At 55.5% G+C, this 25,037-nt stretch carries 21 protein-coding genes; 13 read left to right on the top strand and 8 right to left on the bottom strand.

Features of this window, described 5'->3' with window-relative positions:
* Window positions 1-182: 182 nt before the first annotated feature.
* On the bottom strand, window positions 183-1,640 hold the full coding sequence (locus ABD982_RS10820; protein ID WP_345447484.1) for a protein adenylyltransferase SelO: 1,458 nt from the start codon (window positions 1,638-1,640) through the stop codon (window positions 183-185).
* Window positions 1,641-1,772: 132 nt separating this feature from the next.
* Between ABD982_RS10820 and ABD982_RS10815 the strand changes: the two genes are divergently transcribed.
* Both ABD982_RS10815 and ABD982_RS10810 read left to right on the top strand, forming a co-directional pair.
* A complete protein-coding gene (locus ABD982_RS10815; RefSeq protein WP_251380403.1) occupies window positions 1,773-2,093 on the top strand; it encodes a putative quinol monooxygenase in 321 nt (106 codons plus the stop codon).
* Between the two features lie 124 nt (window positions 2,094-2,217).
* Complete coding sequence (locus ABD982_RS10810; RefSeq protein ID WP_251380404.1) at window positions 2,218-3,045, top strand: NUDIX hydrolase; 828 nt, start codon at window positions 2,218-2,220, stop codon at window positions 3,043-3,045.
* A 170-nt stretch (window positions 3,046-3,215) separates the two neighbouring features.
* Here the strand turns inward: ABD982_RS10810 and ABD982_RS10805 are convergent, their stop codons facing one another.
* From ABD982_RS10805 to ABD982_RS10795, 3 genes are all read right to left on the bottom strand, one after another.
* Window positions 3,216-3,848 (bottom strand): superoxide dismutase, encoded by a 633-nt coding sequence (locus ABD982_RS10805; protein WP_251380405.1) that lies wholly within the window; start codon window positions 3,846-3,848, stop codon window positions 3,216-3,218.
* A 131-nt stretch (window positions 3,849-3,979) separates the two neighbouring features.
* Window positions 3,980-4,117 carry a homocysteine S-methyltransferase family protein gene (locus ABD982_RS10800; RefSeq protein ID WP_345447474.1) on the bottom strand — a complete coding sequence of 46 codons (138 nt, stop codon included), beginning with the start codon at window positions 4,115-4,117 and terminating at the stop codon, window positions 3,980-3,982.
* Between the two features lie 501 nt (window positions 4,118-4,618).
* Window positions 4,619-5,137, bottom strand: a complete 519-nt coding sequence (locus ABD982_RS10795) for a MarR family winged helix-turn-helix transcriptional regulator (protein ID WP_345447472.1) — start codon at window positions 5,135-5,137, stop codon at window positions 4,619-4,621.
* 294 nt (window positions 5,138-5,431) lie between these two features.
* On the opposite strand from ABD982_RS10795, the gene nhaA (ABD982_RS10790) reads away from it, so the two are divergent.
* The 6 genes from nhaA (ABD982_RS10790) to ABD982_RS10765 all read left to right on the top strand — a co-directional run bounded on the left by nhaA (ABD982_RS10790) (window position 5,432) and on the right by ABD982_RS10765 (window position 15,203).
* Window positions 5,432-6,778 (top strand): Na+/H+ antiporter NhaA, encoded by a 1,347-nt coding sequence (gene nhaA / locus ABD982_RS10790; protein ID WP_345447470.1) that lies wholly within the window; start codon window positions 5,432-5,434, stop codon window positions 6,776-6,778.
* 223 nt (window positions 6,779-7,001) lie between these two features.
* Complete coding sequence (nhaA, locus tag ABD982_RS10785; RefSeq protein ID WP_345447467.1) at window positions 7,002-8,348, top strand: Na+/H+ antiporter NhaA; 1,347 nt, start codon at window positions 7,002-7,004, stop codon at window positions 8,346-8,348.
* A gap of 206 nt (window positions 8,349-8,554) precedes the next feature.
* On the top strand, window positions 8,555-10,102 hold the full coding sequence (locus ABD982_RS10780; RefSeq protein WP_345447464.1) for an alanine/glycine:cation symporter family protein: 1,548 nt from the start codon (window positions 8,555-8,557) through the stop codon (window positions 10,100-10,102).
* Window positions 10,103-10,507: 405 nt separating this feature from the next.
* Window positions 10,508-10,954 carry a hypothetical protein gene (locus ABD982_RS10775; protein WP_345447462.1) on the top strand — a complete coding sequence of 149 codons (447 nt, stop codon included), beginning with the start codon at window positions 10,508-10,510 and terminating at the stop codon, window positions 10,952-10,954.
* 74 nt (window positions 10,955-11,028) lie between these two features.
* The gene (locus ABD982_RS10770; protein WP_345447460.1) at window positions 11,029-12,501 is read left to right on the top strand and encodes a TIGR01777 family oxidoreductase; all 1,473 of its coding nucleotides are present in this window, start codon (window positions 11,029-11,031) and stop codon (window positions 12,499-12,501) included.
* 227 nt (window positions 12,502-12,728) lie between these two features.
* Window positions 12,729-15,203 carry a 5'-nucleotidase C-terminal domain-containing protein gene (locus ABD982_RS10765; protein WP_345447458.1) on the top strand — a complete coding sequence of 825 codons (2,475 nt, stop codon included), beginning with the start codon at window positions 12,729-12,731 and terminating at the stop codon, window positions 15,201-15,203.
* Window positions 15,204-15,385: 182 nt separating this feature from the next.
* Here the strand turns inward: ABD982_RS10765 and ABD982_RS10760 are convergent, their stop codons facing one another.
* Both ABD982_RS10760 and ABD982_RS10755 read right to left on the bottom strand, forming a co-directional pair.
* Complete coding sequence (locus tag ABD982_RS10760; protein ID WP_345447455.1) at window positions 15,386-16,636, bottom strand: amidohydrolase; 1,251 nt, start codon at window positions 16,634-16,636, stop codon at window positions 15,386-15,388.
* Window positions 16,637-16,684: 48 nt separating this feature from the next.
* Complete coding sequence (locus tag ABD982_RS10755) at window positions 16,685-18,322, bottom strand: AbgT family transporter (RefSeq protein WP_345447452.1); 1,638 nt, start codon at window positions 18,320-18,322, stop codon at window positions 16,685-16,687.
* A 163-nt stretch (window positions 18,323-18,485) separates the two neighbouring features.
* On the opposite strand from ABD982_RS10755, the gene ABD982_RS10750 reads away from it, so the two are divergent.
* The 3 genes from ABD982_RS10750 (at window position 18,486) to ABD982_RS10740 (ending at window position 21,166) form a co-directional block, all read left to right on the top strand.
* The gene (locus ABD982_RS10750) at window positions 18,486-18,725 is read left to right on the top strand and encodes a PLDc N-terminal domain-containing protein (protein WP_251380415.1); all 240 of its coding nucleotides are present in this window, start codon (window positions 18,486-18,488) and stop codon (window positions 18,723-18,725) included.
* A gap of 53 nt (window positions 18,726-18,778) precedes the next feature.
* Entirely contained in the window at window positions 18,779-19,843 is a 1,065-nt protein-coding gene (locus ABD982_RS10745; protein ID WP_345447447.1) for an NAD(P)-dependent alcohol dehydrogenase, read from the top strand.
* A 138-nt stretch (window positions 19,844-19,981) separates the two neighbouring features.
* Complete coding sequence (locus tag ABD982_RS10740; RefSeq protein ID WP_345447444.1) at window positions 19,982-21,166, top strand: acetyl-CoA C-acetyltransferase; 1,185 nt, start codon at window positions 19,982-19,984, stop codon at window positions 21,164-21,166.
* A 123-nt stretch (window positions 21,167-21,289) separates the two neighbouring features.
* On the opposite strand, the gene ABD982_RS10735 is transcribed toward ABD982_RS10740, so the two are convergent.
* Complete coding sequence (locus tag ABD982_RS10735; RefSeq protein ID WP_345447441.1) at window positions 21,290-22,363, bottom strand: alkene reductase; 1,074 nt, start codon at window positions 22,361-22,363, stop codon at window positions 21,290-21,292.
* Window positions 22,364-22,548: 185 nt separating this feature from the next.
* On the opposite strand from ABD982_RS10735, the gene ABD982_RS10730 reads away from it, so the two are divergent.
* Together ABD982_RS10730 and ABD982_RS10725 are read left to right on the top strand one after the other, a co-directional pair.
* Complete coding sequence (locus ABD982_RS10730; protein ID WP_345447438.1) at window positions 22,549-23,565, top strand: DUF808 domain-containing protein; 1,017 nt, start codon at window positions 22,549-22,551, stop codon at window positions 23,563-23,565.
* Window positions 23,566-23,984: 419 nt separating this feature from the next.
* Window positions 23,985-24,377, top strand: a complete 393-nt coding sequence (locus ABD982_RS10725; RefSeq protein ID WP_345447436.1) for a Gp19/Gp15/Gp42 family protein — start codon at window positions 23,985-23,987, stop codon at window positions 24,375-24,377.
* A gap of 70 nt (window positions 24,378-24,447) precedes the next feature.
* Here the strand turns inward: ABD982_RS10725 and ABD982_RS10720 are convergent, their stop codons facing one another.
* Window positions 24,448-24,642, bottom strand: coding sequence for a hypothetical protein (locus ABD982_RS10720; RefSeq protein WP_345447433.1), 195 nt, complete (start codon window positions 24,640-24,642; stop codon window positions 24,448-24,450).
* Window positions 24,643-25,037: the final 395 nt, after the last annotated feature.

Here is a 25,037-nt window from a genome sequence, read left to right as displayed (position 1 = left end):
CCCTGAGGCAAAGCGCGCTACATCATAGACATAGGTTACACCCCAATTGTTGAACAATCATAGAAAAGGTCATTCCCACCTCAAAAAAGTTCACCGCGTGCCGGGTGCACGGCGGTGGGATCTTAACGGCGATTTACGTTAAGCCAGGCCAGGTCAGACCCAAACACTGCCTCACAGGCTGGTTAAGTGCCGCAGAAGCTAGTGAAGAAGCGGGAACGGGCTGGCGCAGTTTCTAAATCCTCTAGATCGGGACGGCGGGTGAAGGGCTGACGCACGGCGTCCAGCAGGCGCAGTATCGGTACGGTATCGCCGCCTTCTGCTGCCCGCAGAGCCGCCTCCAGGTGCAGATTGCGCGGAATATAGACAGGGTTAGCAGTCTGCATGAGACCCTCGGCGCGATCCGGGGCTGTGCCAGTGTCTTGGCGCAGGGCGGCAAGGTCAGCCAACCAGTCTTCCATCACCTCAGAGGCTGGTAGTAGCTCCACTAACTGGTCGGGAGCGTCCGTCAGCATTCTGAAGAAGCCGGTGAAGTCCAGGGTGTACTCATTGAGCAGGTCTAGGGTGCGGTCAATAAACGCGACCAGCCGTTCAGAGGAGGCACCCGCAGCATCCTCTACAGTAACGCCTAGCTTGGCAGCAAAGATTCTGGTGCGGGCGTCCTGATAGATTTCTTCAAAATGCGCGAGTACGTCAGTTGCCAGGTGGACGGCGCGGTTGGGATCCGCAGAGTCAATAAGGTCTAGTAGGCTTTCGGCGAAGCGGGCCAGGTTCCACTGGGTGATGCCGGGTTGGTTGCGGTAGGCGTAGCGGCCGCCCCGGTCAATGGAACTATAGACTGCCTCGTGCGAGAAGCCGTCAATGAAAGCGCAGGGGCCGAAGTCAATGGCCTGGCCGCTGATACTCACATTGTCGGTATTAAGCACGCCGTGCACAAAACCCAGACCCATCCACTGGGCTACCAGCTGAGCCTGACGCTCAGCCACTAGTTGTAGCAGGGTCAGCGCCGGGTTATCACCGGGATTCACCTGCGGGTAATGGCGAGATAAAGCATAGCCAGCCAGCTCTATACGCTGGTCAGAGCCCATGTTCATGTGGGCGTATTGAAAGGTGCCGACCCGCAAGTGGCTATCTGCTACACGCACCAGGATGCCGGCAGGCTCGGGCAGAGGCGATCGACGGCGCACTGTTTCACCGGTCTGCAGGACCGCCAGTGCTCGGCTAGTAGGTACACCCAGGGCGTGCAGGGCCTCACCGATGACCGCTTCGCGCCAGACAGCTGAGAGGGGAGCTTTACCATCTGATCCGGGTCGGGAAAAAGGGGTGAGCCCACTGCCTTTGAGATGGATGTCTACTCGCTTTTCGGAGGTGGTGACTTCACCCAGTAGGTGGGCGCGCCCGTCCCCGAGAATCGGGGAGAGGTGCCCGAATTGGTGGCCTGAGTAGGCGAGGGCAACGGTCATTTCGTCAGCACCTGTCAGCCAGCGCAGGCCGTCTGCACTCGCTAGCCAGGCGGCGTCTAACCCCAGTTCGACCGCTAGGTCTTTGTTAATCCAGTGCCCTGTGGTTGCGGCGGGAACCTCCGGCTCAGCAGGAAGAGCAAGCTCGGGAAATGTGCTGGTGTAGATGTGTTCTAGATTCATGGCTGCGCTTTTCTGGTGGGGACTCTTCCCCCCAATCTATTAGGTTAACGCTGATAACTTAATCTCTGTTCACTCGGGGCAAGGCCTGCCTACGATAAGATATGACAGCTAATCTCGTCAAAGGAGCACCCTATGATTTTTATCGTTGTGAAATTTCAGGTTAAAAACGGCGACCGCGAAGGCTTTCTAGCCGCCGCCCGCGACTTCACCGAAGGCACCCGCGCTGAGCCCGGTAACAAGTGGTACGAGTGGTCACTGAGCGTTGAAAACCCCAATGAAGTTGTACTCGTTGAGGCTTTCGATGATGATGCCGCAGGTGCACACGTGAATTCAGATCACTTCGCTAAAGGTATGGAGAGCCTGCGCCCCTGGTTGATCGCTACCCCCAAGATCATTTCCCGCCAGATTGATGGGGACGATTGGGGCGAGATGGGCGAGCTGAAAATCGACTAAAATCAGTCGCTGGCCTGCTCCATAGCCCGAGGGCACCTCTCTTTGCAGTTGAATTAACTACAATGGGAGGTGCCCACCTTTTTATAAACTGACTCTAACTTTTGTTATAGCACCGGGGAGCCCCATGACTTTGCCTGACTCGACCTCTCACACTGCGCACGATGAGCACCTTGAAGCTGACCACACGTCCGTTTCACTGGCCGTCTCCACCGTTATTCTGGCGCTGCGCCGCAAAGAAGGGCAGCAGCACCACTCACTATGGCTACCGCTAGTGCGCCGTTTGCGGGAACCCTATAAGGGTCAGTGGGCACTGCCAGGTGGTCCCCTCTTACCCGCCCTTTCTCTAGAAGAAGCGGCAGGCTCCACTCTCAAGCGCGCTACCGGCTTGGTACCCGGCTACCTTGAGCAGCTCTACGCTTTTGGCGACGTCCACCGCACCCCCGATTACAAGGTCATGCGTGAGGGCGGCTCCCTGCCTATCCCCGCTGAAGAGGACACCCACGAGCGCGTCGTGTCAGTGATTTACTGGGCTTCAATTCCCCAGACCGAGGTCAACCGCACCCGGGTCCACGCGAACATTAAATGGTTCCCCATCGACGAGCTACCCGTACTGGCTTTTGACCACAACGAAATCATTGAGTACGCCCGCTACCGCCTGCAGAATAAGGTGGAATACTCGCGTATCGCCCATTCCTTCCTGGGTGAAGAATTCACGCTAGCGCAGCTGCGTGAGGTCTATGAGGCTATTCTTGACCGCCCGCTTGACCCCGCAAATTTCCGCCGCCAGATCGCGGCGTCCAAGTCGATTATTGATACCGGCAAGCGGGTAGAGGGCACCCGCCATCGCCCACCGCGTCTCTACCGTTACGACCACTCACGCGCTTTCGCTGATCAGGGCCCGCTGGGCATGTACCGCGAGGCTGCCTACCACGCCCAAAATCATGAGGTATGAGCGCCACGGTAGTTTCAGTAGAGACCGGTTACGTTGAGGTCGCCGTGTATGCCGGTGAAGCTGCACCCGTTCGCCCTGGCTCCTCGATAGCCTGAAAACCAAAGGACGCTGGGCCCCACCCTTCCATGCAGAAGGTGCGGGGCCCAGCGTCCTTTAGTATTCCTAAGGGTTTATGCCTCGGGAATGATCAGACCCTTGGTCTGGGATACTGCGCGGTCGAAGCGTGCTGCAACGTCTGCCCAGTTCACGATGTTCCAGAAGGCCTTAACGTAGTCACCCTTGACGTTCTGGTAGTCCAGGTAGAAGGCGTGCTCCCACATATCCAGCTGCAGAACGGGAATGAGGGCTACGGAGATGTTGCCCTGCTGATCGTAGAGCTGCTCGATAACGAGGCGCTTACCCACGGTGTCCCACGCCAGGATTGCCCAGCCGGAACCCTGGATGGTCAGTGCTACGTTTTCAAAGTGGGCGCGGAAGCCGTCGAATGAACCGAAGTTGTCATCGATTGCTGCTGCCAGTTCACCTTCGGGCTTGTCGCCGCCCTCAGGGGAAAGGTTTTCCCAGAAGACAGAGTGGTTAGTGTGACCACCCAGGTTGAAGGCGAGATCCTTGGAGAGCTTACCGATGTTGGCGAAGTCGCCCTTTTCGCGGGCTTCTTCCATCTTTTCAAGAGCGGTGTTTGCGCCGCCTACGTAGGTTGCGTGGTGCTTTGAGTGGTGCAATTCCATGATGCGAGCTGAGATGTGGGGCTCGAGGGCTGCATAGTCGTAGGAGAGTTCAGGGAGAACGTACTTCTCTGCCATGAGGGGTATTCCTTTCGTTGTAAGACCCAGCGTTGGGTCTTTCTGGTGTTAACTCTACACACTGTGGGTGGGGGCGGTCACGAGACTTTACGCGCAAAGACACCTGTTCAGCGGTTAGCTAACACGAGTATTCACTGCAGGTCTCGTACGGCACGAGATATCTCAGCGATATCCTGCGGGGTGGTACGACAGCATCCTCCGATGAGTCGGGCACCGGCCTCTACCCAGACCGAGGTGTTAAGGGCAAAGTAAGTAGCTAGTTTCCACACCTTTCCACTTAAGCTCCAAAAAGTTATCCACAGGTGGGGATAAGTCTGGGGATATTCGAATTAAATACATTTAATATTCGATGAGATTCTAAACCACACCGGCATTGAGCGATAAAAGCAGGTGCTCTGTTTCGAAAATACACGGTTCGTCTTCGAAAATAACACCGGTGTAAGTTTTCCACTGTGTGGATAAGACCTGTGGATAACCGAGGTATCTCATCAGGTTTCCCCCTCCTATTTACCTCTTTGAGGCTTCTTACCCACATTTGGGCAGTCTTTCCCCACTTTAAGTGGATATTGTTCACAGTCTTATCCACAGCTGGGGAAAACTTTTCTTGAACCTTGCAAATTTCCTTAGATTCCGGTGACTACACATCCCACATGCAGAACCTTAGTGTGGATAACATCTGTGAAAGAAGAAACCCCTAACGGCTATCCGTCAGGGGCTCTAGAACTTTAGGTGTGTGGCAGGCTGAACGAGCAGTCTACAGGGGGGCTCATCTAGTCTAAAGGCTGAACATTTTCCAAGTTGATGACCGAGCTGGGCTTGTCCCCCAGTACAGCTTCACCGATTTTAGCCAAGGCAGTAATCTGGCGGTTCTGGAGACGGTCAAAAATAAGCTGACGCACAGCGGCTACGTGACCGGGCGCGGCGTCGTGCACTTTGGCGCGACCTTCGGGTAGCAGGTGGCAGATTGAAACTCGGCGGTCCTTCTTCCAAACGGCACGCTCCACGAAACCGTCCTTTTCAAGGCGGGTCACCACACGAGACAGGCGGGGAAGGAGGGTATTAGTCTGACGGGCGAGCTCGGTCATGGTGAGCTTATGATGCGGAGACTCAGAAAGCATGGCGAGCACCATGTACTCCACAAAACTGAGGTCAGAATCTGCCTGTAGCTGGCTTTCGAGCTGACCGGGCAGGTTGAACATAATAGAGGAAAGGAAAAGCCACCCTTCGCGTTCTTCCTCATTAAGCCACTGTGGAACCTCAGCGGCGGAAGTGACTTTTTGGCGGCTCATAAAATCCTCATTCTAGGCTGGAAAGGCGATTCTTCATCTATTGTAGTTTCTCACATAGCGCTTCATATTCACCCACAGTTTGAGAGACTTCCCGTACTCTCTCACATAATTGGTTCGATGGCCCCAAAATAACTGAGCGCCTCTCCCTCTAATATTTGGTAAGCTGACATACTAAGGTGTGCCGGGAAGACTGGTCGGCTCGCCAGCTCAACCTATTACTCGCCATCTCAGGGCGGTTAGGTCATAAGCTGGCGGTAGATATTCTTGCAGAAGAACCACAAATCAGAAGGTTTTATGATGACCGATAACACCGTGCTCTCGCGAGGTTCCTACAAGGAATCCCAGCGCATTAGCGAAATCCTTTCTAAAGAATCCACCGGCGGCATTATTCTGCTGATTGCCACCCTTTTGGCCCTTATCTTTGCCAACTCAGCAGCATCAGAACACTACTTTGGTCTGCGCGACACCTACCTGGGTGCAGACTTCTGGGGGCTACACCTCAAACTCTCCATCGGCCACTGGGCATCAGATGGACTGCTCGCTGTCTTCTTCTTTCTAGTCGGTCTCGAACTCAAAAAGGAGTTCGTAGAAGGCGATCTGCGTAACCCCGGCAAGGCGATGGTTCCCATCGTGGCGGCAGCTGGCGGCGTCGCCTTGCCCGCTCTGTTTTACGTACTGGTTAACCTCAACAGCAGCGATGAAGCACTGGGCGGCTGGGCAATCCCCGCCGCTACCGATATCGCCTTCGCCGTAGCCATCCTGGCAGTCATTGGTTCGCACCTACCCGCAGCTCTGCGTACCTTCCTGCTGACCCTGGCAGTGGTCGATGACCTTATCGCGATTACTATCATCGCCGTCTTCTACACCTCTGATCTGCAGATTGGCTACCTGGCGCTGGCGATCATCCCCATCGCCCTCTACGCACTGGTCGCCCGTAAAGGTGAGAAACTCTTCCATCTCTCCCCCGCCGCTAGCTGGCTCATTCTGCTACCCATTGGCTTCATCGTCTGGGTGCTCTTCCTCAACTCCGGTATCCACGCCACCATCGCCGGCGTTATTCTTGCCTTCTTGATTCCCGTACGCCAGAACGCCCGCACTGAAGCAGCGGACGCCCACTACGGTCTGGCCGAGGTCATGGAGCACCGCGTGCGCCCCTTCTCCGCAGGTTTCTGCGTACCCGTATTCGCCTTCTTCTCAGCGGGCGTCTTCATCGGCGGTTGGGAAGGCTTCACCACCTCCATCACCGAGCCCATCGCTTACGGCATTGTCATTGCTCTGGTACTGGGCAAGATGATTGGTATCACCGCATCCACCTGGCTAATTACCCGCCTGCGCGGCGCCAACCTTGACCCTGATATCAAATGGGTAGACATCTTTGGTGTAGCCTCTCTTGCCGGTATCGGTTTCACCGTTTCATTGCTCATTGCCGAGCTATCCTTCGGTCTGGGGTCTGACTATAACGACGACGCCAAGGTTGCTATTTTGACCGCTTCGGTCACCGCCGCAATGATTGGTGGCGCTATCCTATCTACGCGCAACAAGCACTACAAGAAGATTGCTCTCAAAGAACTTGAGGACGCTAACCAGGACGGCGTGCCCGACGTCTTTACTGACGACAGCACTAAACAGCAGCTTTCCTAGACATCAAGTCAGCACTGCTTAGCAGAGGGGCACCCCACCCGGGGTGCTCCTCTTTTTTGTTCAGTTTTAGCGGGAACGGTAGGGGTAACGTTCATTTTCTCGCTCGTACATACTGAACATAATGTTCCATCAGGAGCATAATGGGTAAAGCACAGCGTGCAGAAGTTTAAGGTGAGCTCGCCTAGACACACTGACACGTCCTCCTTTTCAGAGAAAGAACGACATGTCCCAGACGCCTCAGAGCCAGGATCTCTTTTCCCGCGGCTCCTACGCAGAAACTGCCCGCATTTCAGACATCATGCGCAAAGAGTCGGTGGGTGGTTTCATCCTTCTTGCCGCCACCGTGCTTGCCGTGGTGCTGGCAAATACCCAGGCGTCCCACTTCTACGAGACTGTGCGTGACACTGAGGTCGGCATAACTGTGCCCGGCTTTAGCCACCTGATGATGAATGTGCACCATTGGGCTGCAGACGGCTTGCTCACTGTCTTCTTCTTCCTCACCGGCCTCGAACTCAAAAAAGAGTTCGTGGTGGGTGACCTGCGCAGCCCCGGCAAAGCAATCGTTCCGGTAGCTGCGGCCTTTGGTGGTGCTATGACTCCCGCTATTCTCTATTTCGCCATCAACCACGGCAGTGATACTGCGGTGCACGGTTGGGCTATTCCTGCCGCGACCGATATTGCCTTCGCGGTTGCTGTGCTGGCGGGTGTGGGCACCTTCCTCCCCGCAGCTCTGCGTACCTTCTTGCTGACTCTGGCAGTGGTCGATGACCTCATCGCCATCGTCATCATCGCTCTCTTTTACACCAGCAGCTTTCAGGCCTGGTACCTCATTGCCTCCATTATTCCCATCGGTATTTACTTCTGGGTGACTCACAAGCATGAGCGCCTCTTCCACGAAAAGAAGTGGGCTGCTTGGGTTATTCTGCTACCCCTGGGTCTTACTACCTGGGCACTTTTCTTGGAGTCCGGTATTCACGCCACCATCGCCGGCGTCATCCTCGGCTTCTGTGTACCGGTGCGTATGACCAGCCAGGCTAAGGCAGCCGGGTCGAACGGCGGCCTCTCTGAGGTGCTCGAGCACCGCCTGCGTCCGCTCTCTACCGGCTTCTGCGTTCCCCTCTTTGCATTCTTCTCAGCCGGTGTAGCGATTGGCGGTTGGGACGGCCTGCAGCGAGCAGTCGCTGACCCCGTAGCCATCGGCATCATCGTGGGCCTGGTAGTCGGCAAGACGGTCGGTATCACCGGCACCACCTGGCTGATTACCCGATTCCGCGGCGTCAACCTAGACTCCGACATCGCCTGGGTGGACATCATTGGCCTGGCGGTGACCGGCGGTATCGGCTTCACTGTCTCCATGTTGGTGGCCGAACTGTCCTTCGCGGCAGGGGAGGCTCACACCGAGGACGCCAAAATCGGCATTATGATCGGATCTGTCACCGCCGCTATCTGTGGCGCTATCATCCTGTCCATACGCAACAAGCACTACAAGCTGATTGCCCAGAAGGAATCTCTGGACGAAAACCAGGACGGCATCCCCGACGTCTTCACGGACGACACCAGCAAACGCTAACCACGAAACGACAACGTCACAGTCCCACCCCTTTGCACATTTGCGGGTGAGCTGTGAGAATTGCCTAGGTATTTACGAGGGTATTTGGCCCCCACACACTGGCAAGCCCCCGCCCCACGTGCCGCGGCGGTTTGCTGCTGAGCAGCGCACCACCACCCCACCCATACAATCGGGGTGGTGTTGCCCATTAAAGATTTGGAGCACGCATGGATATTTTGCTGGACGCGGTTCACTGGATTAACCAGTCCACCGCAGGGGCGACTGAGAGAATTACTAACACCTCAGACGCTCTCTGGAAATACTTCCTTCTCTACGCCCTAGTCGCTGTTGGCCTCTTTATCACGGTAGCCACCCGCGGCATCCAGTTCCGTTCCATCCGTGAAATGTTCCGCACTCTTAAGGATCCAGCGGGCACTGAGTACAACGGCAAGAAGAGCATCTCAGCATTCCGCGCTTTCACTGTCTCCGCGGCGTCCCGTGTAGGTACAGGCAACATCGCCGGTGTTGCGCTAGCTATCTCTATTGGTGGCCCTGGCGCAGTTTTCTGGATGTGGGTTATCGCGTCCGTGGGTGCGGCGTCCGCCTTTGCTGAGTCTTTGCTGGGCCAGCTCTACAAGCGTAAGGGCGAGGACTCCTATATTGGTGGCCCTGCCTACTACATGCAGCGCGGCCTGAATGCCCGCTGGCTGGGTCTTATCTTTGTAGCTTTCATCGTGGTCACTTACGCTTTCGTATTTGTGGCTGTGCAGACTAACTCGATCGTGGACGCTGTGGCTGGCTCTTTTAACGTGGACGTCACCGAAACTCACGGCATGGGCTTCCGCTTGGCTATTGGTGCGATAATCGCTGTCATCTCAGCCTTCATTATCTTCGGTGGAATTCGCACCATTTCATCAGTGACTGAGGTTCTGGTGCCGGTGATGGCAGTTCTCTACCTCTTCTTGGGTGTGCTCATCGTGGCGATGAACCTGGGTGAAATCCCCGGCATGATCGGTGATATTTTGGCTGGTGCTTTTGGCGTCAAGGAGTTCACCACCGGTGGTCTGATTGCAGTGATTACTCAGGGTATGCGCCGCGGCCTACTCTCTAACGAGGCCGGTATGGGTACCGCGCCTAACGCCGGTGCTACCGCATCCGTTTCGCACCCCGCCAAGCAGGGTTTCGTGCAGGCGCTGGGCGTCTACTTTGACACCATGCTGGTCTGCTCCATCACCGCTTTCATCGTACTGCTCTCTAACCCCACCTACGGCGATCAGGCCAAGGGCGCTTCGCTCACCCAGAGTGCTCTGGCAGAGCAGCTGGGCCCCTGGGCAATGCACTTTTTGACCGTAGCAATCGCTCTCTTCGCCTTCTCCTCCATCATCGGTAACTACTACTACGGTGAATCAAATATCCGTTTCATGACCGAGAAGCATCTGCCCATGAACATCTTCCGCTTCGTGGTCATTGTGTTTGTGTTCTTCGGTGCTATCGCGTCGCTGGATCTATTGTGGAACCTGGCTGACTTGCTGAACGGCGGCATGGTTATTGTGAACCTGACCGCGGTCTGCCTGTTGATGCCTAAGGTACTGAAGGTGCTGCGCAACTACGAGTCCCAGCGCAAGGCTGGCCTTGAGCCCATCTTCCAGGCTTCTGATCTGCCCGAGATTAAGAACCTGGATGCCTGGGACGGCACCGACGAACTGACTCAGCGTTCCTACTGGGACGAGATGGACCGCAAGATGGCTGAAAAGAAGGCGGCTAAGGGGCGCTAAAACGCAGGTGCCTATCCCCCGCCATTCAACTCCTTAGAAAGTGAGTGAGGGCAGTCATTACCAAGTGGCTGGTCTCACTCAACTTTTTAAGGGGGAGTAGCGTCCCCACCTCAACCCCTTCGTCCACGAGGCATACACAGCAAGAAAGTTTATTTAATGGAGCATGATGATTCTGGCATAATGGTCCTAAGTTCCTTGGAAATACGGGAAAGTTGATAAAGGTTAATATCTCAGAACACCGATAAAGACTGCACTTTCCCTATAACCAGCGCTGACATAGAGGGTGCCTTCGATTTACACACTTTTTCGAGGTGAGAGAAGATCCTGTTCCTGCAGATTTAGAGACCTTCCTACACATCGCCACAGAGCAACACGAAATATCTATATACGGCAAGAAGGAGCCCCATGCCCGTTGACCCTCAGCACACCCAGATTAAAGAAACCGCCTATACCCTGGCTAAGAAGTTCGGCTGGGCACTGGAATACAACGGTGGGCTAGAACTCGATGGGGAGTTCTTAGATGACGCTGACCTTTCCACCGAGCGCACCGAGGACGGGGTGACCGTGGAGTACGTGCTCAATCTCAGCTACGCTGACAGCACCGCCTACGGTTTCACCCTCACCCGTGAGGATGCCGGCGGTCAGCTGACAGCCAGCACCGGCTTTGATTCAGGGGCTAGTTTTGGTGGGGCCGCAGCATCCATATCCGGTGACACCTTCGGAGCTGGTTCCTTCGCTACCGGCGGGATCCCGGGTGAGAATGCGGTGACCCTAGCAGAGAAGTACTACATCACCACGGTAGCTGAGCTGGTGGAGGCGATAGAAACAAAGCTGGAGGCTCTGGGTATCTAGCAGAACCCTATTGGTACTCCACCCACATAAAAGGTAAGCTCACTTATACTACCACCGTAGCAAAGGAGCACCCCGTGGCAATTTTCACCCACACTTCAACTTTCACGCCCTCTCAAGAAACGGTGAAAACCTGGCTGACCCGCCCCGGCGCTCTCACCAGGGCCACCCCGCACTGGTCAGGTTCGGTCAAGAAAGAAGGCGACCCCCAGAATCTTGGTTCGCAGGCGCACCTTGCCTCGGCCCTCCCCTTCACCTCAGGCCTACTCACTCTTCCCTGGACCGCCGAGCACGTGGCAGCAGGAGAAGATACTTTTACGGACCAGCAGGCCAAAGGACCTTTCAGCTCCTGGCAGCACACCCACGACTTCTTTGAGACTCCTGGGCGCACCGTCATGCGGGACACTGTGACGTATGAACTGCTCCCCGGTGAGAAGCTGGGTACATCTGCTCAGGAGGCCGAAGGTAAGGCAAAACAGCAGGGCTTTAAGCTGCTGGGCACCGGCCGTAAAGGTGCCGAAAAAATTGGTGACACTCTGGTTAACAAGCACCTGACAAGAGTTTTTGATGCTCGCGAGCGCCGTATTGCTGCTGACCTTGAATTCCAGGAGCGGTACGCCCACGATCCCATCACCGTGGTTATCGCTGGTGCTTCAGGCATGGTGGGGCAGCAGGTTTCCGCCCTCTTGACCGGCGGTGGGCACACGGTGCGCACTCTGGTGCGCCGTGCTCCTCAAGCTGAGAATGAGTTTCGCTGGGACCCTGCCGCTGGTGAGATTGATACCGAGGCTTTTGATGGCGCGCAAGCTGTTATTCACCTGGGTGGCGCAAGCATCAATCAGCGTTTTACGGAGCAGAACAAGAAAGCTATTCTTGAGTCCCGCATCCAGTCCACCACCCTGCTAGCTAATACGCTTGCAGATGTGGCACGCAAGGACGGCGGCGCCGGCCAGGTGCCCCACACCTTCATTTGCGCTTCGGCGGTTGGCTTCTATGGAGCTGACCGGGGCACCGAGGTGCTGACTGAAGATACCCCGGCGGGTTCCGGCTTTTTAGCGGAGGTATGCCAGCAGTGGGAGGCCGCGACCGAACCTGCCAGGGAAGCTGGTCTGCGCACCGTTAATATTCGTACCGGCCTGGTGCAGTCAGCCCTTGGTGGCATGCTCAAAGTTCAGCTGCCTCTCTTTCTCACCGGCACCGGTGGGTATGTGGGCAGCGGTGAGCAGATGCAGAGCTGGGTAAGCCTGGACGATATTGCGGGCATCTATGTGCACGCTCTCTTCACCGATTCTTTGCAGGGCCCAGTTAACGCGGTTGCGCCCACCCCTGTTACCGCCAAGAAGTTGGCTAAGACTGTGGGAGCAGCACTCAAGCGTCCTGCGGTTCTACCGATTCCCCCGGCGGCTCCTGCTCTCCTGCTTAAAAAAGAGGGTGTGCAGGAGCTGGCACTTGCCAGCCAAAACGCCAGCGCCGACAAACTAGTCAAGAGCGGCTATGTTTTCTTTGAACCTGCTCTGCGCCAGGCACTAGAACACGAGCTGGTGCGCTAAACCTGGCACAACTAACGCCTCACCTGCGTGGACGCCGTCTCACCGCTTTCTGCTAGCAGAGTTAGCGGGCGAAGGCGGCGTCTTTTTGCTACCCCGAACCGCAGTTTTATTTGATGGCTCAACCTTTTTTCTTTACCCGCATTCCGTCCCAGCACCTCCAAAAGTTAACCGCCACCCACTAAGCTGTTGTCTAACACACTGCCCTAAACACACACGAAAGATGAGCAATGGCTTCTTCTCTCTCACGCCGCCTTGCGGGCATCACCGCCACCGGCGCAACTGTACTTGCCCTCATTGCAGTACCGGTTGACCATGCTAACTCAGCGGATGCTCCTAGCACTCTGACCCTGCTGAACATCAACGATTTTCACGGCCGCATTTCTCCGAGCATCGCTATGGGTCTAGCTAACACGGTGCAGACCGAACGCGCAGCATCTTCTGGGGACTCCATGTTGCTCTCTGCCGGTGATAACGTGGGTGCCTCTCTCTATGCTTCCAGCGTGCAGAAGGACAAGCCCACCATCGACTTCCTCAACGCTCTGGGTCTGCAGGCAACTGCCGTTGGCAATCATGAGTTTGATGCTGGCTGGGATGATTTGATGAACCGCATCGTCCCTTCGTCTAACTACTCCCAGCTGGGCGCTAACGTCCTCACCCTTGACGGCGCACCTGCCCTGGATCCCTACTACACTTACACCACCGCCGAGGGCGTGAAGGTAGCTGTTATTGGTGCTGTCACTACCGAAACCCCTCAGCTGACTGACCCTTCAGCCCTCAGCACCATTCAGTTCACCGACCCCGTCGCTGCGGTTAACCGCTACGCTGAGCAGCTTTCAGATGGCAATGAAGCTAATGACGAAGCTGATCTGGTCATCGCTGAATACCATGAAGGTGTTAATACCAGCGCTACGGCAACCGATGCAATCATCAACCAGACCAGCGGCGCTGTTGATGTTATTTTCACTGGCCACACCCACGAAGAATACGTTATTGACGCACCTGTTCCAGGCGAAAACCGCACTCGCCCGGTTCTCCAGACCGGTAACTACGGGGATAATCTGGGCAAGGTCGTGCTCAACCTGAGCGCCGACGGCACGGTGGAAAGCTACACTGCCGGTCTCGTGCCTAACATGGGTGCCCCCAGCGCTGATCAGATTGCTACTGACCCCGTGCTGGCTACTGCAAACACCATCATCACCGATGCTAACGCCTACGCTACTGAGCAGGGCTCAGTAGTGGCAGGTCAAATCACTGGCCCCATTACCACCGGTTACGATCCCACAACCGCCGCTAAGGGCGGCTTTGATATGCGTGACCGTGAATCCACCATGGGTCACCTGGTAGCTGATATGTACCTGCACGCCGCTAACTCATCCGGGCGTACCCCCGCGGACATTGGCATTGTCAACCCCGGCGGTCTGCGCGATGAACTACCCGCTGGTCTGCGCACCTCACTAAGCGCAGCTGCTGGAACCGATGTGCGCGTCATGGACATCGTGAACGTCACCCCTTTCGCTAATAACCTTTGGACCACCGAGCTCACCGGTGCACAGCTACGCAGCGTGCTAGAAGAGCAGTGGCAGCAGACCTCAGCTGGTGAGATGGCTACCCGCCCCTACCTTCAGCTGGGTTTCTCCTCGAATGTCACCTACACCTACACAGGTGCGCCCACCGCTGAAGGTTACGCAACCCGCGGCTCTAACATCCTGGATGTTTTTGTTAACGGTACTAAGGTTGCGGACAGTGACACCTACACTGTAGCTATCCCCAGCTTCTTGCTGGGCGGAGGCGATAACTTTGGCACCCTGTCAGCAGGGGCAAACGCCAAGGACACCGCCCTGGTTGATTCGGATGCTTTCGTTTCCTACTTCAAAGAAATGGGCAGTGTTTCGCCCAACTACGCTAAGCAGGCAGTACAGGTGCAGAACCTGACTGAATCCTATGACGTCAACGGAGCGCTCATCTTTGATTTAGCGGATCTGAATGTAGATAGCTACGGTGTACCTAGCCTGACAGAACTGAAGGTCACTGTGGGCGGTATTGAGGTAGGCACCGCCACTGTGGCTGCTGACGGAACCGCCAGCATTAGCCTTGACATGGCTGGCAAGGGCGTTCCCAACGGCACCCACGAGGTTGTGCTGACCGATGGTACCGGCGTAGCTGGCACCGTGGTTCGCCTGAGCGCTACCTTCACCGGCGAGCAGAGCGTCCCACCCGTGGTTGAACCCAGCCCGGAGCCCAGCGAACCCGTTCCTTCACCAGAGCCCAGCCAGCCTGCCCCCTCTGATCCTGCTCCTTCACCGGAACCCAGCGACCCTGCACCTGCCGAACCTACGGCAGACCCCTCCGCAACCCCTGCGCCCACCTCTGAACCCACCGCTTTTGAATACGAGAACTGCCGTGCAGTTTGGGATGACCTGGACAGGCCCATCAAAGAAGGTAAGCCCGGTTTCCACCCCGGTCTTGACTCAGATGGTGATGGAGTTGGGTGCGAGACTGACCCCGACTACACCAATGATTCTGATGACTCAGGTTACTCCGATAGCTCAGGCCTTTATGGTTCTAGTGGTTACGGCTCTAACGGTTCTTCGCAGCGACTGGCTCATACCGGTTTCACCTCGATTATGATTGCTGCCGCTGGTGCGCTGGCAGTTTTCGCCGGTGGTGCCGTCCTGGTAGCTAACCGCCGCCGCAAGGCCTAAGCTGACCCACCCTCTAGAGGGGAAGTCAGCAAAGAAGCCCCGCAGACTACATATCAGCCTGCGGGGCTTCTTTGCGCCCTGTAAGAAGCTTAATCTTCAAGATTTTCAGGCAGCATCCCTCGCTACAGGGCTTGATCATAAGGGCAAGTTCGCCAGGTGCTGATGATGCTAACCATTCAAGATCAGTCTTTGCGTACGTGCGAGTAGATCGCTGCGGCAGCTGCTCGTACACCCACCGACAGCGTCGGGTCCGGCAACGGAGCAAAGAAAGGTGAATGATTGCTGATGGGCACCTCAGCATTGAGATGCTCATCGGAAAAGCCGCCCAACATCCAAAAAGTATAGGGAATATTAGCAGCGTCCCCCAGCTCACCGAAATCTTCGCTACCCATCAGGCGGTAATCCGGATCAAAGGTCACCAGTTCTTCTCCTAGTTCCTGGGTGAAGGTTTCTGTTAATTTTTCAGAAAGAGCAACGTCATTCATCACGATATTTGAGGCATGATAATTCTCAATTTCTGGTTCATCAGCGCCAGAAGCTTGGCACTCACTACGAATAATACGTATAACTTTGTGCAAGACCTCTTCCCGAATTTTCTGAGAGGCCGATCGAATGCTTAACCGAAATTCAGCCTGATCGGGAATAATATTCTCCTTTTTCCCGGCATGAAGGTAGCCGCAAGTAACCACTGCTGAATCCAAGGGACCAACTTCACGGGAAACCACCGACTGCAGGCGTACCAGAATGTAGGCACTCAGAATAACCGGATCAATAGTGTCCTGAGGTTGAGACCCATGTCCACCCTTACCTTTAACAATGACTTTCAACGAGTCAACGGAGGCTGTGACCTCATTTTTTGTCACCCTGAGGGTTCCCGCTGTGAAAGGAAAAACGTGCTGACCGTACAAAGCCTCAGGACGGGGCACTGATTGCCACAAGCCCTGACTAACCATAAGTTTGGCGCCGTCCTTACCTTCTTCTCCAGGCTGGAAAATGAACTCAATCGTCCCAGCCCAACTTTCTGCGTCGCGGGCAAAGAGATCCATGGTTTTCAGACCCATGGCGATATGGGTGTCATGGCCACACCCGTGCATAACCGCAACGTCCTCACCGTCTAGGACGCCTCTTGCCTCTGAGGCGTAGTCCAATCCGGTTTGCTCCAGGATGGGTAGGGCATCGATATCTGCCCGATAGGCAACGACCGGCCCCTCACCATTGCGCAAAATTACCACTGTTCCAGTTTCACCAATAGGAACAATCTCTCGCTCTACACCGGGAGCCAGAACCAGATTTTCCGCCCGTTCCCTGATTTTGCGGGTTGTTTCAAACTCCTGCAGAGACAGCTCTGGGGAGGCATGATACTCCTTGTATTCAGTTATAAGAGCAGTAATGTCCTCATCGCGGAGGTTTAAGGTAGCGGGAAGATAAGACATAAATGATTTCTTTCTATCCATTAGTTACGTGCGGAAGTTAGTTACGGTTTAGTTGATAAAAATACCTGCCCCGGGACCCATAGACAGATCGAAAGTGTAGAACACGAAGAGAACCGCCAACCAGGCCAGCCAGAAAGTAAAAACGAAAGGTAACAGGCGGGCTATCATGGTACCCAAACCAGCCTGGGGCTCATACTTTTTGACCATTGCTAGTACTAAGAAGAGGTAGGGGTTCATGGGGGTTACGATCTGAGTCGCAGAATCCCCTACGCGGAAGGCGCCCTGAATAAAAGCGGGTTCAAAGCCCAGCAGTCCGAACATCGGAACGAAGACTGCTGCCATGATGGTCCACATCCCTGAGCCAGAGGTGATGAAAAGGTTGAGGAAGGAACAGAGGATGATGAAAAAGATGATGACGGGGAAACCGGTCATACCAATATTTTCAAGCCCCTCTGCACCAGTTACAGCGATCCAGGAGCCGAGGCCACTCCAGTTGAAGAGGGCAACAAATTGCCCTAAGACAAAGGCTAGAACCAGGAAACCGGTCATATCTTTCAGTGCTTCGCCCATGAGGGTGGGCACATCTTTATACCCACGAATTGACCCCGAAACCCTGCCATAGACGTACCCGCTGATAGAGAAAAATAAAAAGATAATGAAGACAATGGATGCGAGCAAAGGCGATTTAGGCAAAAAGTCACCATCTTCATTACGCCAGGGAGATTCTGGAATGAGTACAGCCACAAGAACCACCACGGCAGTCAGGAAAATAGAGATGCCTGCCCAACCCAGAGCTTTCTTTTCTACTTTGCTGAGGCGAGCTTCAACAACCATGTTGGGGGTAGTTGGGGGAACCTGTTCATTAACGATGACGCGTTGTGCACGGGTAGTGGGGTTGAGATCTTCTGTTTCGCCATCTTGGATTTCCTCCCATGAAACTCGGTCTTTCACGATTCGGGGCTCTAAAAATTTATCGATGACAAAGCCCGCAACCAACGACAGGACGATGGCTGAAACGACGTTGTAGTAATAGTTTGAAATCGGTGAAACTTCGGCCACCGAGTCTACTAAAGCAGGAACCGTCGGCAACACCGCATTGGTGATACCCGCAAAGAGAGCATCAAGGGAGGTGGGAATGACATTTGTTGAGTAGCCAGCACCAGCGGCAGCGAATCCGCCCATCAAACCCGCCAAGGGGTGCCTGCCTGCCGCCTTGAAGGCAAGGGCGGCCAGGGGCGGTACTACCAGGAAGGCGGTATCTGCCATGATTGAGCCAACAACACCAATAAAGCCCACCGCATAAGGCAGAATCCAGCGAGGTGCGCCGCCGATCGTGTAACGAATGGAGGCAGCGAGGAAGCCTGATTTCTCTGCTATTCCAATGGCTAACAGAATAGTGATCACCGTGAGCAACGGTGGAAATCCAATGTAGTTAGCTCCAATAGTGGTGGTAAACCATGTAAGGCCTTCTGCGCTGAACAACCCTTTGATGGCTACAGGCTCTTCTGCACCCGGTACTTCGATGACGATATTTTGCCAGGCCATGATGCTCGACAGAATAGCGGTGACAAGGAAAAGCAGAGTGAAGAGGGTGAAAGGTTCGGGTAGTTTATTACCGACGCGCTCAATACCTGTTAGCAACCGGTCTGTGACGCTCTTTTTTGGGGCTGTTGCGGGGGTTGTCATGCCAGTCTCTTTTTCGTCAAAGCTGAAGGTGCGCTGAGAAAACAGTCTAACCATAATGAGAGCTGTACAGGTGTTTTGAATCACATATTCTATGTGTGTCGGTGGTCTCCCCACCCCGGGTAGGCAGGGTGCTCTGTAGGGAGTCTCCGATAAGCTGGGTTCTATGACTCTAGCCAGCGTTACCACTAGCACCGACCTCACCGTCTTCGGCATCTTCTTCTACACGGCGCTGTTCGTCTCTATGGGTCTGGCACTTTTTTGTGTAGCAACCGTGCATAAGCAGCCCCATTTCACCGAGATGCAGAAGCTCAAGTGGGTGCTCTTCACAGTCTTCGTGCCCATCGTAGGCCCCATCGCCTACCTGCTGAGATTACGCAGTGACAAGAAAGAGGGATTGCACTAGGAGCCGCATAGTAAGGTGGTTAATACGATAAACCTATTCGAATGGAGAAGATCGTGCCCATCACCGTAAAAGCCCTACAAAAATTTGGCCCAGACCAGCCCTTTAAGGTCACTGAGATTGAACGCCGCGATCCGCGTGAAGATGACATCGTCATCGATATCAAGGCTGCGGGCATCTGCCACTCTGACATTCACACCATCCGCAATGAATGGGGCGAGGCGCACTTCCCCCTAGCAGTAGGTCACGAAATCGCCGGTGTGGTTGAAGCTGTAGGTTCTAAGGTCACCAAATTCAAGGTGGGCGACCGCGTAGGCGTTGGTTGCCTGGTTAATTCTTGTGGCGAGTGTGAACAGTGCGCCGCAGGTTTTGAAAATAACTGCCTGAACGGGGCAGTGGGTACCTACAACTCAAAGGATGTAGACGGCAGCATCACCCAGGGCGGCTACGCCCAGAAGGTGACCGTCAATGAACGTTTCGTTCTGCGCATTCCCGATGCCATGGAGTTTGACGTAGCCGCTCCCCTGCTCTGCGCTGGTATTACTACCTACTCACCGCTAGCTCGTTGGAAGGTAGAACCCGGCCAGAAGGTTGCTATCTTGGGTCTAGGCGGCCTGGGGCACATGGGCGTGCAGATTGCTGCAGCTATGGGCGCTGAGGTCACTGTGCTTTCCCGTAGCCTCAAGAAGGCGGACGCCGCTAAGGAACTGGGTGCCTACCGCACCCTGGCGACCACCGAGGAGGGCTTCTTTACTGAGCACCGCGGTGAGTTTGACCTGATTCTTAACACCATCTCGGCACCTATCGATCTGGATGCCTACCTGGGCCTACTGAAACCCCGTGGCATCATGAGCGTGGTGGGTCTGCCGCCGGAGACGCTACCCCTGCACCTGAACCGTCTGATCGGTGGCGGTAAGGTACTAACCGGAAATAACATCGGCGGTATTCCTGAAACCCAGGAAATGCTGGATTTCTGCGCGCAAAACGGCATTGCCGCCGTCATTGAAAAAGTCGGCATTGATGAAGCGGATGCCGCCTACGAGCGTGTGGTGGCCGGTGATGCACAGTTCCGCATCGTCATTGACACTGCAACGTTCGATGACGCTGAGGTGACCGCCTAAAAACTGAGCTAGGCAGCGCCACTATCGCCCTATAGCCCGAAGCCCTACCCGCCACTGATACATGCATGTAGTATCTGTTGTCAGGTAGGGCTTTGCGCTTTGTCAGCGCATTCTTGGCACCATCAAAGGAGATTTACCGTGCCTACTCTTCACGACGTCGTCATTCTGGGTGGGGCGCGCACTCCTCAGGGCAAACTTCTAGGCCAACTCGCACCACTTTCTGCAGTGCAGTTGGGCGCCCACGCAGTATCAGCAGCTCTAGAGCGCACCGGCGTTGCGAAAAACGCTGTTGAGCATGTCTATATAGGTCAGGTACTGCAGGCTGGTTGCGGGCAGAACCCAGCCAAGCAAACCGCTATGGCCGCCGGACTACCTGCGCATGTGCCAGCAGTGACCGTCAATAAGGTCTGCCTTTCAGGGCTGGTGTCCATTATTGATGCAGCCCGAATGATTCGTCTGGGCGAGGCTTCGGTGGTGGTAGCTGGCGGTCAGGAGTCCATGTCGCAGGCACCCCACGTTGCCTCCGTCCGTGCTGGTCACCCCTACGGGAACCTGAACCTGGTGGACACCATGGCCGGTGATGGCCTGTCGGACGCCAGTGAAGGCATTTCAATGGGAAACTTGACCGAGCGAGGTAACAGCAACCTTTCCATCACCCGCCTACAGCAGGACGAGATAGCTGCCGCTTCCCACCAGCGCGCAGCAGCGGCACAGCAAGCCGGAGTCTTTGATAAGGAAATTGCGCCTCTGGCCATTCCGCAGCGCAAGGGCGAACCCCTGGTAATCTCGGCGGATCAGGGGGTGCGCGGTGACTCCACCACAGAGACCCTTTCGCGTCTGCGCCCCGCCTTCAGCGAGGAAGGCACTATCACCGCGGGTAATTCTTCGCCCATTTCTGACGGTGCGGCCGCCCTGGTGCTGGCATCCAAGGACTACGCAGAAGCTCATGGACTCACTTGGTTAGCTGAAATCGGAGCGGCGGGTCAGACCGCGGGACCTGATAACCAGCTGCACCACCAGCCCTCACGTGCCACTGCAGCAGCCCTGCAGAAGGCAGGCTGGCAGGCTAGTGACCTCGATTTTTGGGAAATCAACGAGGCTTTTGCCGCTATCACCCTGGCGTCCTCAGATGAGCTGGGTGTTGATGCACAGAAGGTCAATATCCACGGTGGAGCCATCGCCCTGGGCCACCCCATCGGGGCCTCGGGTGCTCGTATCGCCCTGCACGCGGCCCTTGAACTGGCACGCCGCGGTAACGGTAAAGCTGCGGTCTCTCTCTGCGGTGGTGGCGGTCAGGGTGAAGCCCTGCTGCTCTTCCGCTAGGAAGCGCTAACACCTCAACACAGTAACCAGCTGGGCTCAATAAACACTCAGCGGTGCCCGCCCCGTTGATGCTCTACAGTTAGCGCATCACCGGGGCGGGCACCGCTTTCATAGCGATAAACCCTAGTCAGCGAAGGGGTAATCGGTGTAGCCGTGAGCACCTGGGGTATAGAAAGTGTCCATATCCGGGGTATTGAGTTCCAGGCCCTCACGCCAGCGGCGCACCAGATCTGGGTTAGCAAGGAGCATACGGCCCACTACTGCGGTGTCTGCCAGGCCCTCTCCAACAATGCGCTTCGCCTCTGCCAGGTCAGTGACTTCAGTAAAACCGCTGTTGAGCTGGGTGAAACCACCAAAGGTCTTGCGCAGGTGTGCCACGAAATCGCCGGCAATATCGATGTGCAAAATCGACAGGTACGCAAGATCCAGGTCAGCTAACCCCTCAAGGAGAGCGTTGTAGGTTGCCAGGGTCTCTTCGCGGTCGTCTTCGATATTGCCCTGGACGTTGTGCTCGGGAGAGATACGCAGGGCAGTGCGGTCAGCACCAATAGCATCAGCAACCGCGCGCACCACCTCAATGACCAGGCGGGCACGATTAGCCGGCGATCCGCCGTACTCGTCAGTGCGCTGGTTAGCTGAGGGTGTCAAGAACTCGTGCAAGAGGTAGCCGTTAGCGCTGTGTAGCTCCACAGCGTCCATGCCAGCCTCGATAGCGTTGCGGGCTGCCGTGACAAACTCTTCTACAATGCGGGGGAGCTCCTCGGTGGCTAGGGCACGGGGTTCGGGCACATCTTCTCTGCCGTTGGCCCCATGCAAGGTCACCCCGGGTGCGATAGCGCTGGGCGCCTCAGCTTGTTCACCATTGTTAATACTGGGCAACGTTAGGCGGCCACCGTGCATAATCTGCATGACGATGGTGCCACCCTTGGCGTGCACAGCGTCGGTGACACGGCGCCAACCAGCTACCTGCTCGGCGGTGTAGATGCCAGGTTGCCTCACAAAAGCCTGCCCTACGTGACTGCTGGCGGTGCCTTCGGTGACGATGAGCCCGGCGGTGGCGCGCTGAGAGTAATACTCTACGTGCAGGTCAGAGGGCACACCGTCAGCGCCGGCGCGGGAACGGGTGAGAGCTGCCATGGTAATACGATTGGTGAGATTAAGAGCGCCAGCTTGAGCCGGGCTAAAGAGATCAGTCATTGAATATGCCTTTCACAAATTGTTTTCACCCCTGCACAACCGCCCGCGGCACTGACCTATTCCCTGAAGACCCCCACTAACTTGTTTTATCTTCTTAAAGTTTAAAATGTGCTCAGCACCCTACCCTTTTTAACTGGTGGGGGCAGTAATGTTAGAGCAGATATCACTTTTCTCAAGGAGTTTTTATGGCCGGTGGTTTGGCTGCCCTTTTAGATGACGTTGCAGCACTGGTGCGCTTAACTGCATCGAGCGTTGATGACATTGCCGCTGCCGCTGGCCGTGCCAGTGCTAAAGCAGCAGGTGTGGTAGTGGACGACGCCGCAGTAACCCCCCGCTACGTTGAAGGTCTCTCCCCCGCCCGCGAGGTGCCCATCATCAAAAAAATTGCGATGGGTTCACTGCGTAACAAGCTACTCTTCATCCTGCCGGCTGCGCTTTTACTGAGCCAGTTTGTGCCCTGGATTCTAACCCCGCTTTTGATGTTGGGCGGCACCTACCTTTGCTTTGAGGGTGCCGAGAAGGTCATCGAAGTGCTCTCCAAGAAAGATCACCAGAAGAAGACTCCCGCTATTAAGCAAGGCCCGGACGCTGAGAAGCAGGTGGTATCTGGGGCGGTGCGCACCGACTTCATTCTTTCTGCCGAAATCATGGTGATTGCACTCAACGAGGTTGCCGCAGAGAGCTTTGTGTCGCGTGCCATCATTCTGGCTGTGGTAGGCGTAGGCATCACTGTGGTGGTTTACGGCGCAGTGGCGCTGCTGGTCAAGATGGACGATATTGGGCTTGCGATGGCAAAGCGCGAATCCGCCGGTGCACAAAAGTTTGGCATGGGGCTGGTTAAGGCTATGCCCATCGTGATGAACTTTATTTCTGTCGTTGGTATCTTCGCTATGCTCTGGGTGGGTGGCCACATTATTCTGGTCGGCCTGGATGAGCTAGGCTGGCACGCCCCCTATACCTTCGTGCACCACATGGAGCACTACGGCGCTGTGGTTCCTACCGTCGGTGGGGTACTGGCGTGGTGCATCAACACCTTCTTCTCCATGGTGCTGGGCCTGGTGTGGGGTAGCGTCATCGCTGGCATCATGCATTTCCTTCCTTTTGGTCACGGCAAGGGCCACGAAGAAGACCACGCTGTTGAAACTGACCAGCAGAAGGCAACCGCCCCTACTGGTGAGCACGGTGGGTCTGTAAAAGCCTAAACTTTCTGCGCGAGCCCCGGTGGTTCAGCAATATTCGCTGAACCACCGGGGCTTTACTGTATCCAGCTACTGTGACCTGTTCCATGCGCAGAGTGAGAGTGGGCGTGCTATAGTTACTCAAGGTTCAACCCCGGCATGGTTGCCGGTGAGCTAACACCACTGACGTGGCTTTAGGGTTACCCCACATCGCTGATACGCGATGGGGACCTCATCTATGAACTTCTCAGCTCAGCACTTTGGCACTGACGAGCACCGAGAAAATACTTCATCATCCGCACCCCTGGTGCACCTCTGCTTTTGGCGCTTTTCTGCACAAGAGCGGGTTTAGCTGCGTCCCCTGCCCGCCCCGGGCACCACTGGGCTCTGACCCCTCAAAATTGGGTTCTGCCCGCAAGAAAGACTAAGAAGGTAAAGAAGAAATGACTTACGCATCCATTAAAAATATTGAAACCGCACTAATGCGCGAGCTGACTGTTCAAGAGGCTCGGTACGCCCCGGCACTGCTAGCTCAGGCCAAACAGCTGATTAGTGATCGTGTACCTAGCCTGGATAATCTCTGCGCTTCAGACACTGATTTTGCTGCTACCGTGGCGCAGATTCAGGGTGAAGCCGTTGCCCGCGTCTACCGCGCTCACCGTGTGGGTGAAGGCACCGGCAGCTACCGTATGAACATTGAGGTGGCAGCTCAAATTCTCTACATTACCCAGGACGAGGCCGCCCGCCTGCGCCGCAATAGCGGCTTTTCAGCCCGCGACCGCTTCCTGCAACTGAGTATGGAGCAGGCTCCAGCACGTGAGGTGTTGGCGGTCTAGCAGATCACGCAGTGTGAGCTAGTAAGTTTTATGTTCAGGGGGAGGGTAGTAATGCCCTCCCCTGACTTCTTTAATCAACAGGCCCACTAAATGAGAAAACATCACGAGCCCCAGACTTCGAAGCGCTCTTTAGCCCTCCAGGGGTCGCACCTTTAATAAATTCATCGCCAGCAGCTTTTAAGGTTTTCTCTCCGTAACGTTCCGGAGGCGCACTCAAATACATACCAGCAGAACTAAAACCACCAGCCAAAGAATCAGAAGCCAAATTCGTTACACCATTCCTCACCACACTAGTCTCAGCCAACTTCTCCACCGAGGCAAACCCAGGAACCCACTGATTAGCCTTCACCCTAGAGGCAACACCAGCAGACCCACCACCCCACAAAGCACCATTAGTAAACGAACGCACCGCACCTGAGACAGTATGATCTACATCCGCTGAAACAGAAGAAGAAAAATTCCTAACCGATCGGCCAGGACGACGCTAACCCAGCCAATTAGGTTAAAGGAAAGGAAGGGGTGTCGGCACCCAGCCAACACCCCAACAGAAACAACTATCAGCTCAGAACCTAAGCCACATCACCAGACCCCGCAATACGCCCAGCACGCAACCCACGCACCTTATCCCCACCAATCGAAGCATAGATCATCAACCCAACA

Origin of the sequence: Rothia endophytica (assembly GCF_039543885.1) — a bacterium.
In the GTDB taxonomy this organism is placed as follows: domain Bacteria; phylum Actinomycetota; class Actinomycetes; order Actinomycetales; family Micrococcaceae; genus Rothia; species Rothia endophytica.
The sequence above is the reverse complement of the archived record's forward strand: the minus strand, read 5'-3'. Positions and strand labels throughout refer to the sequence as shown.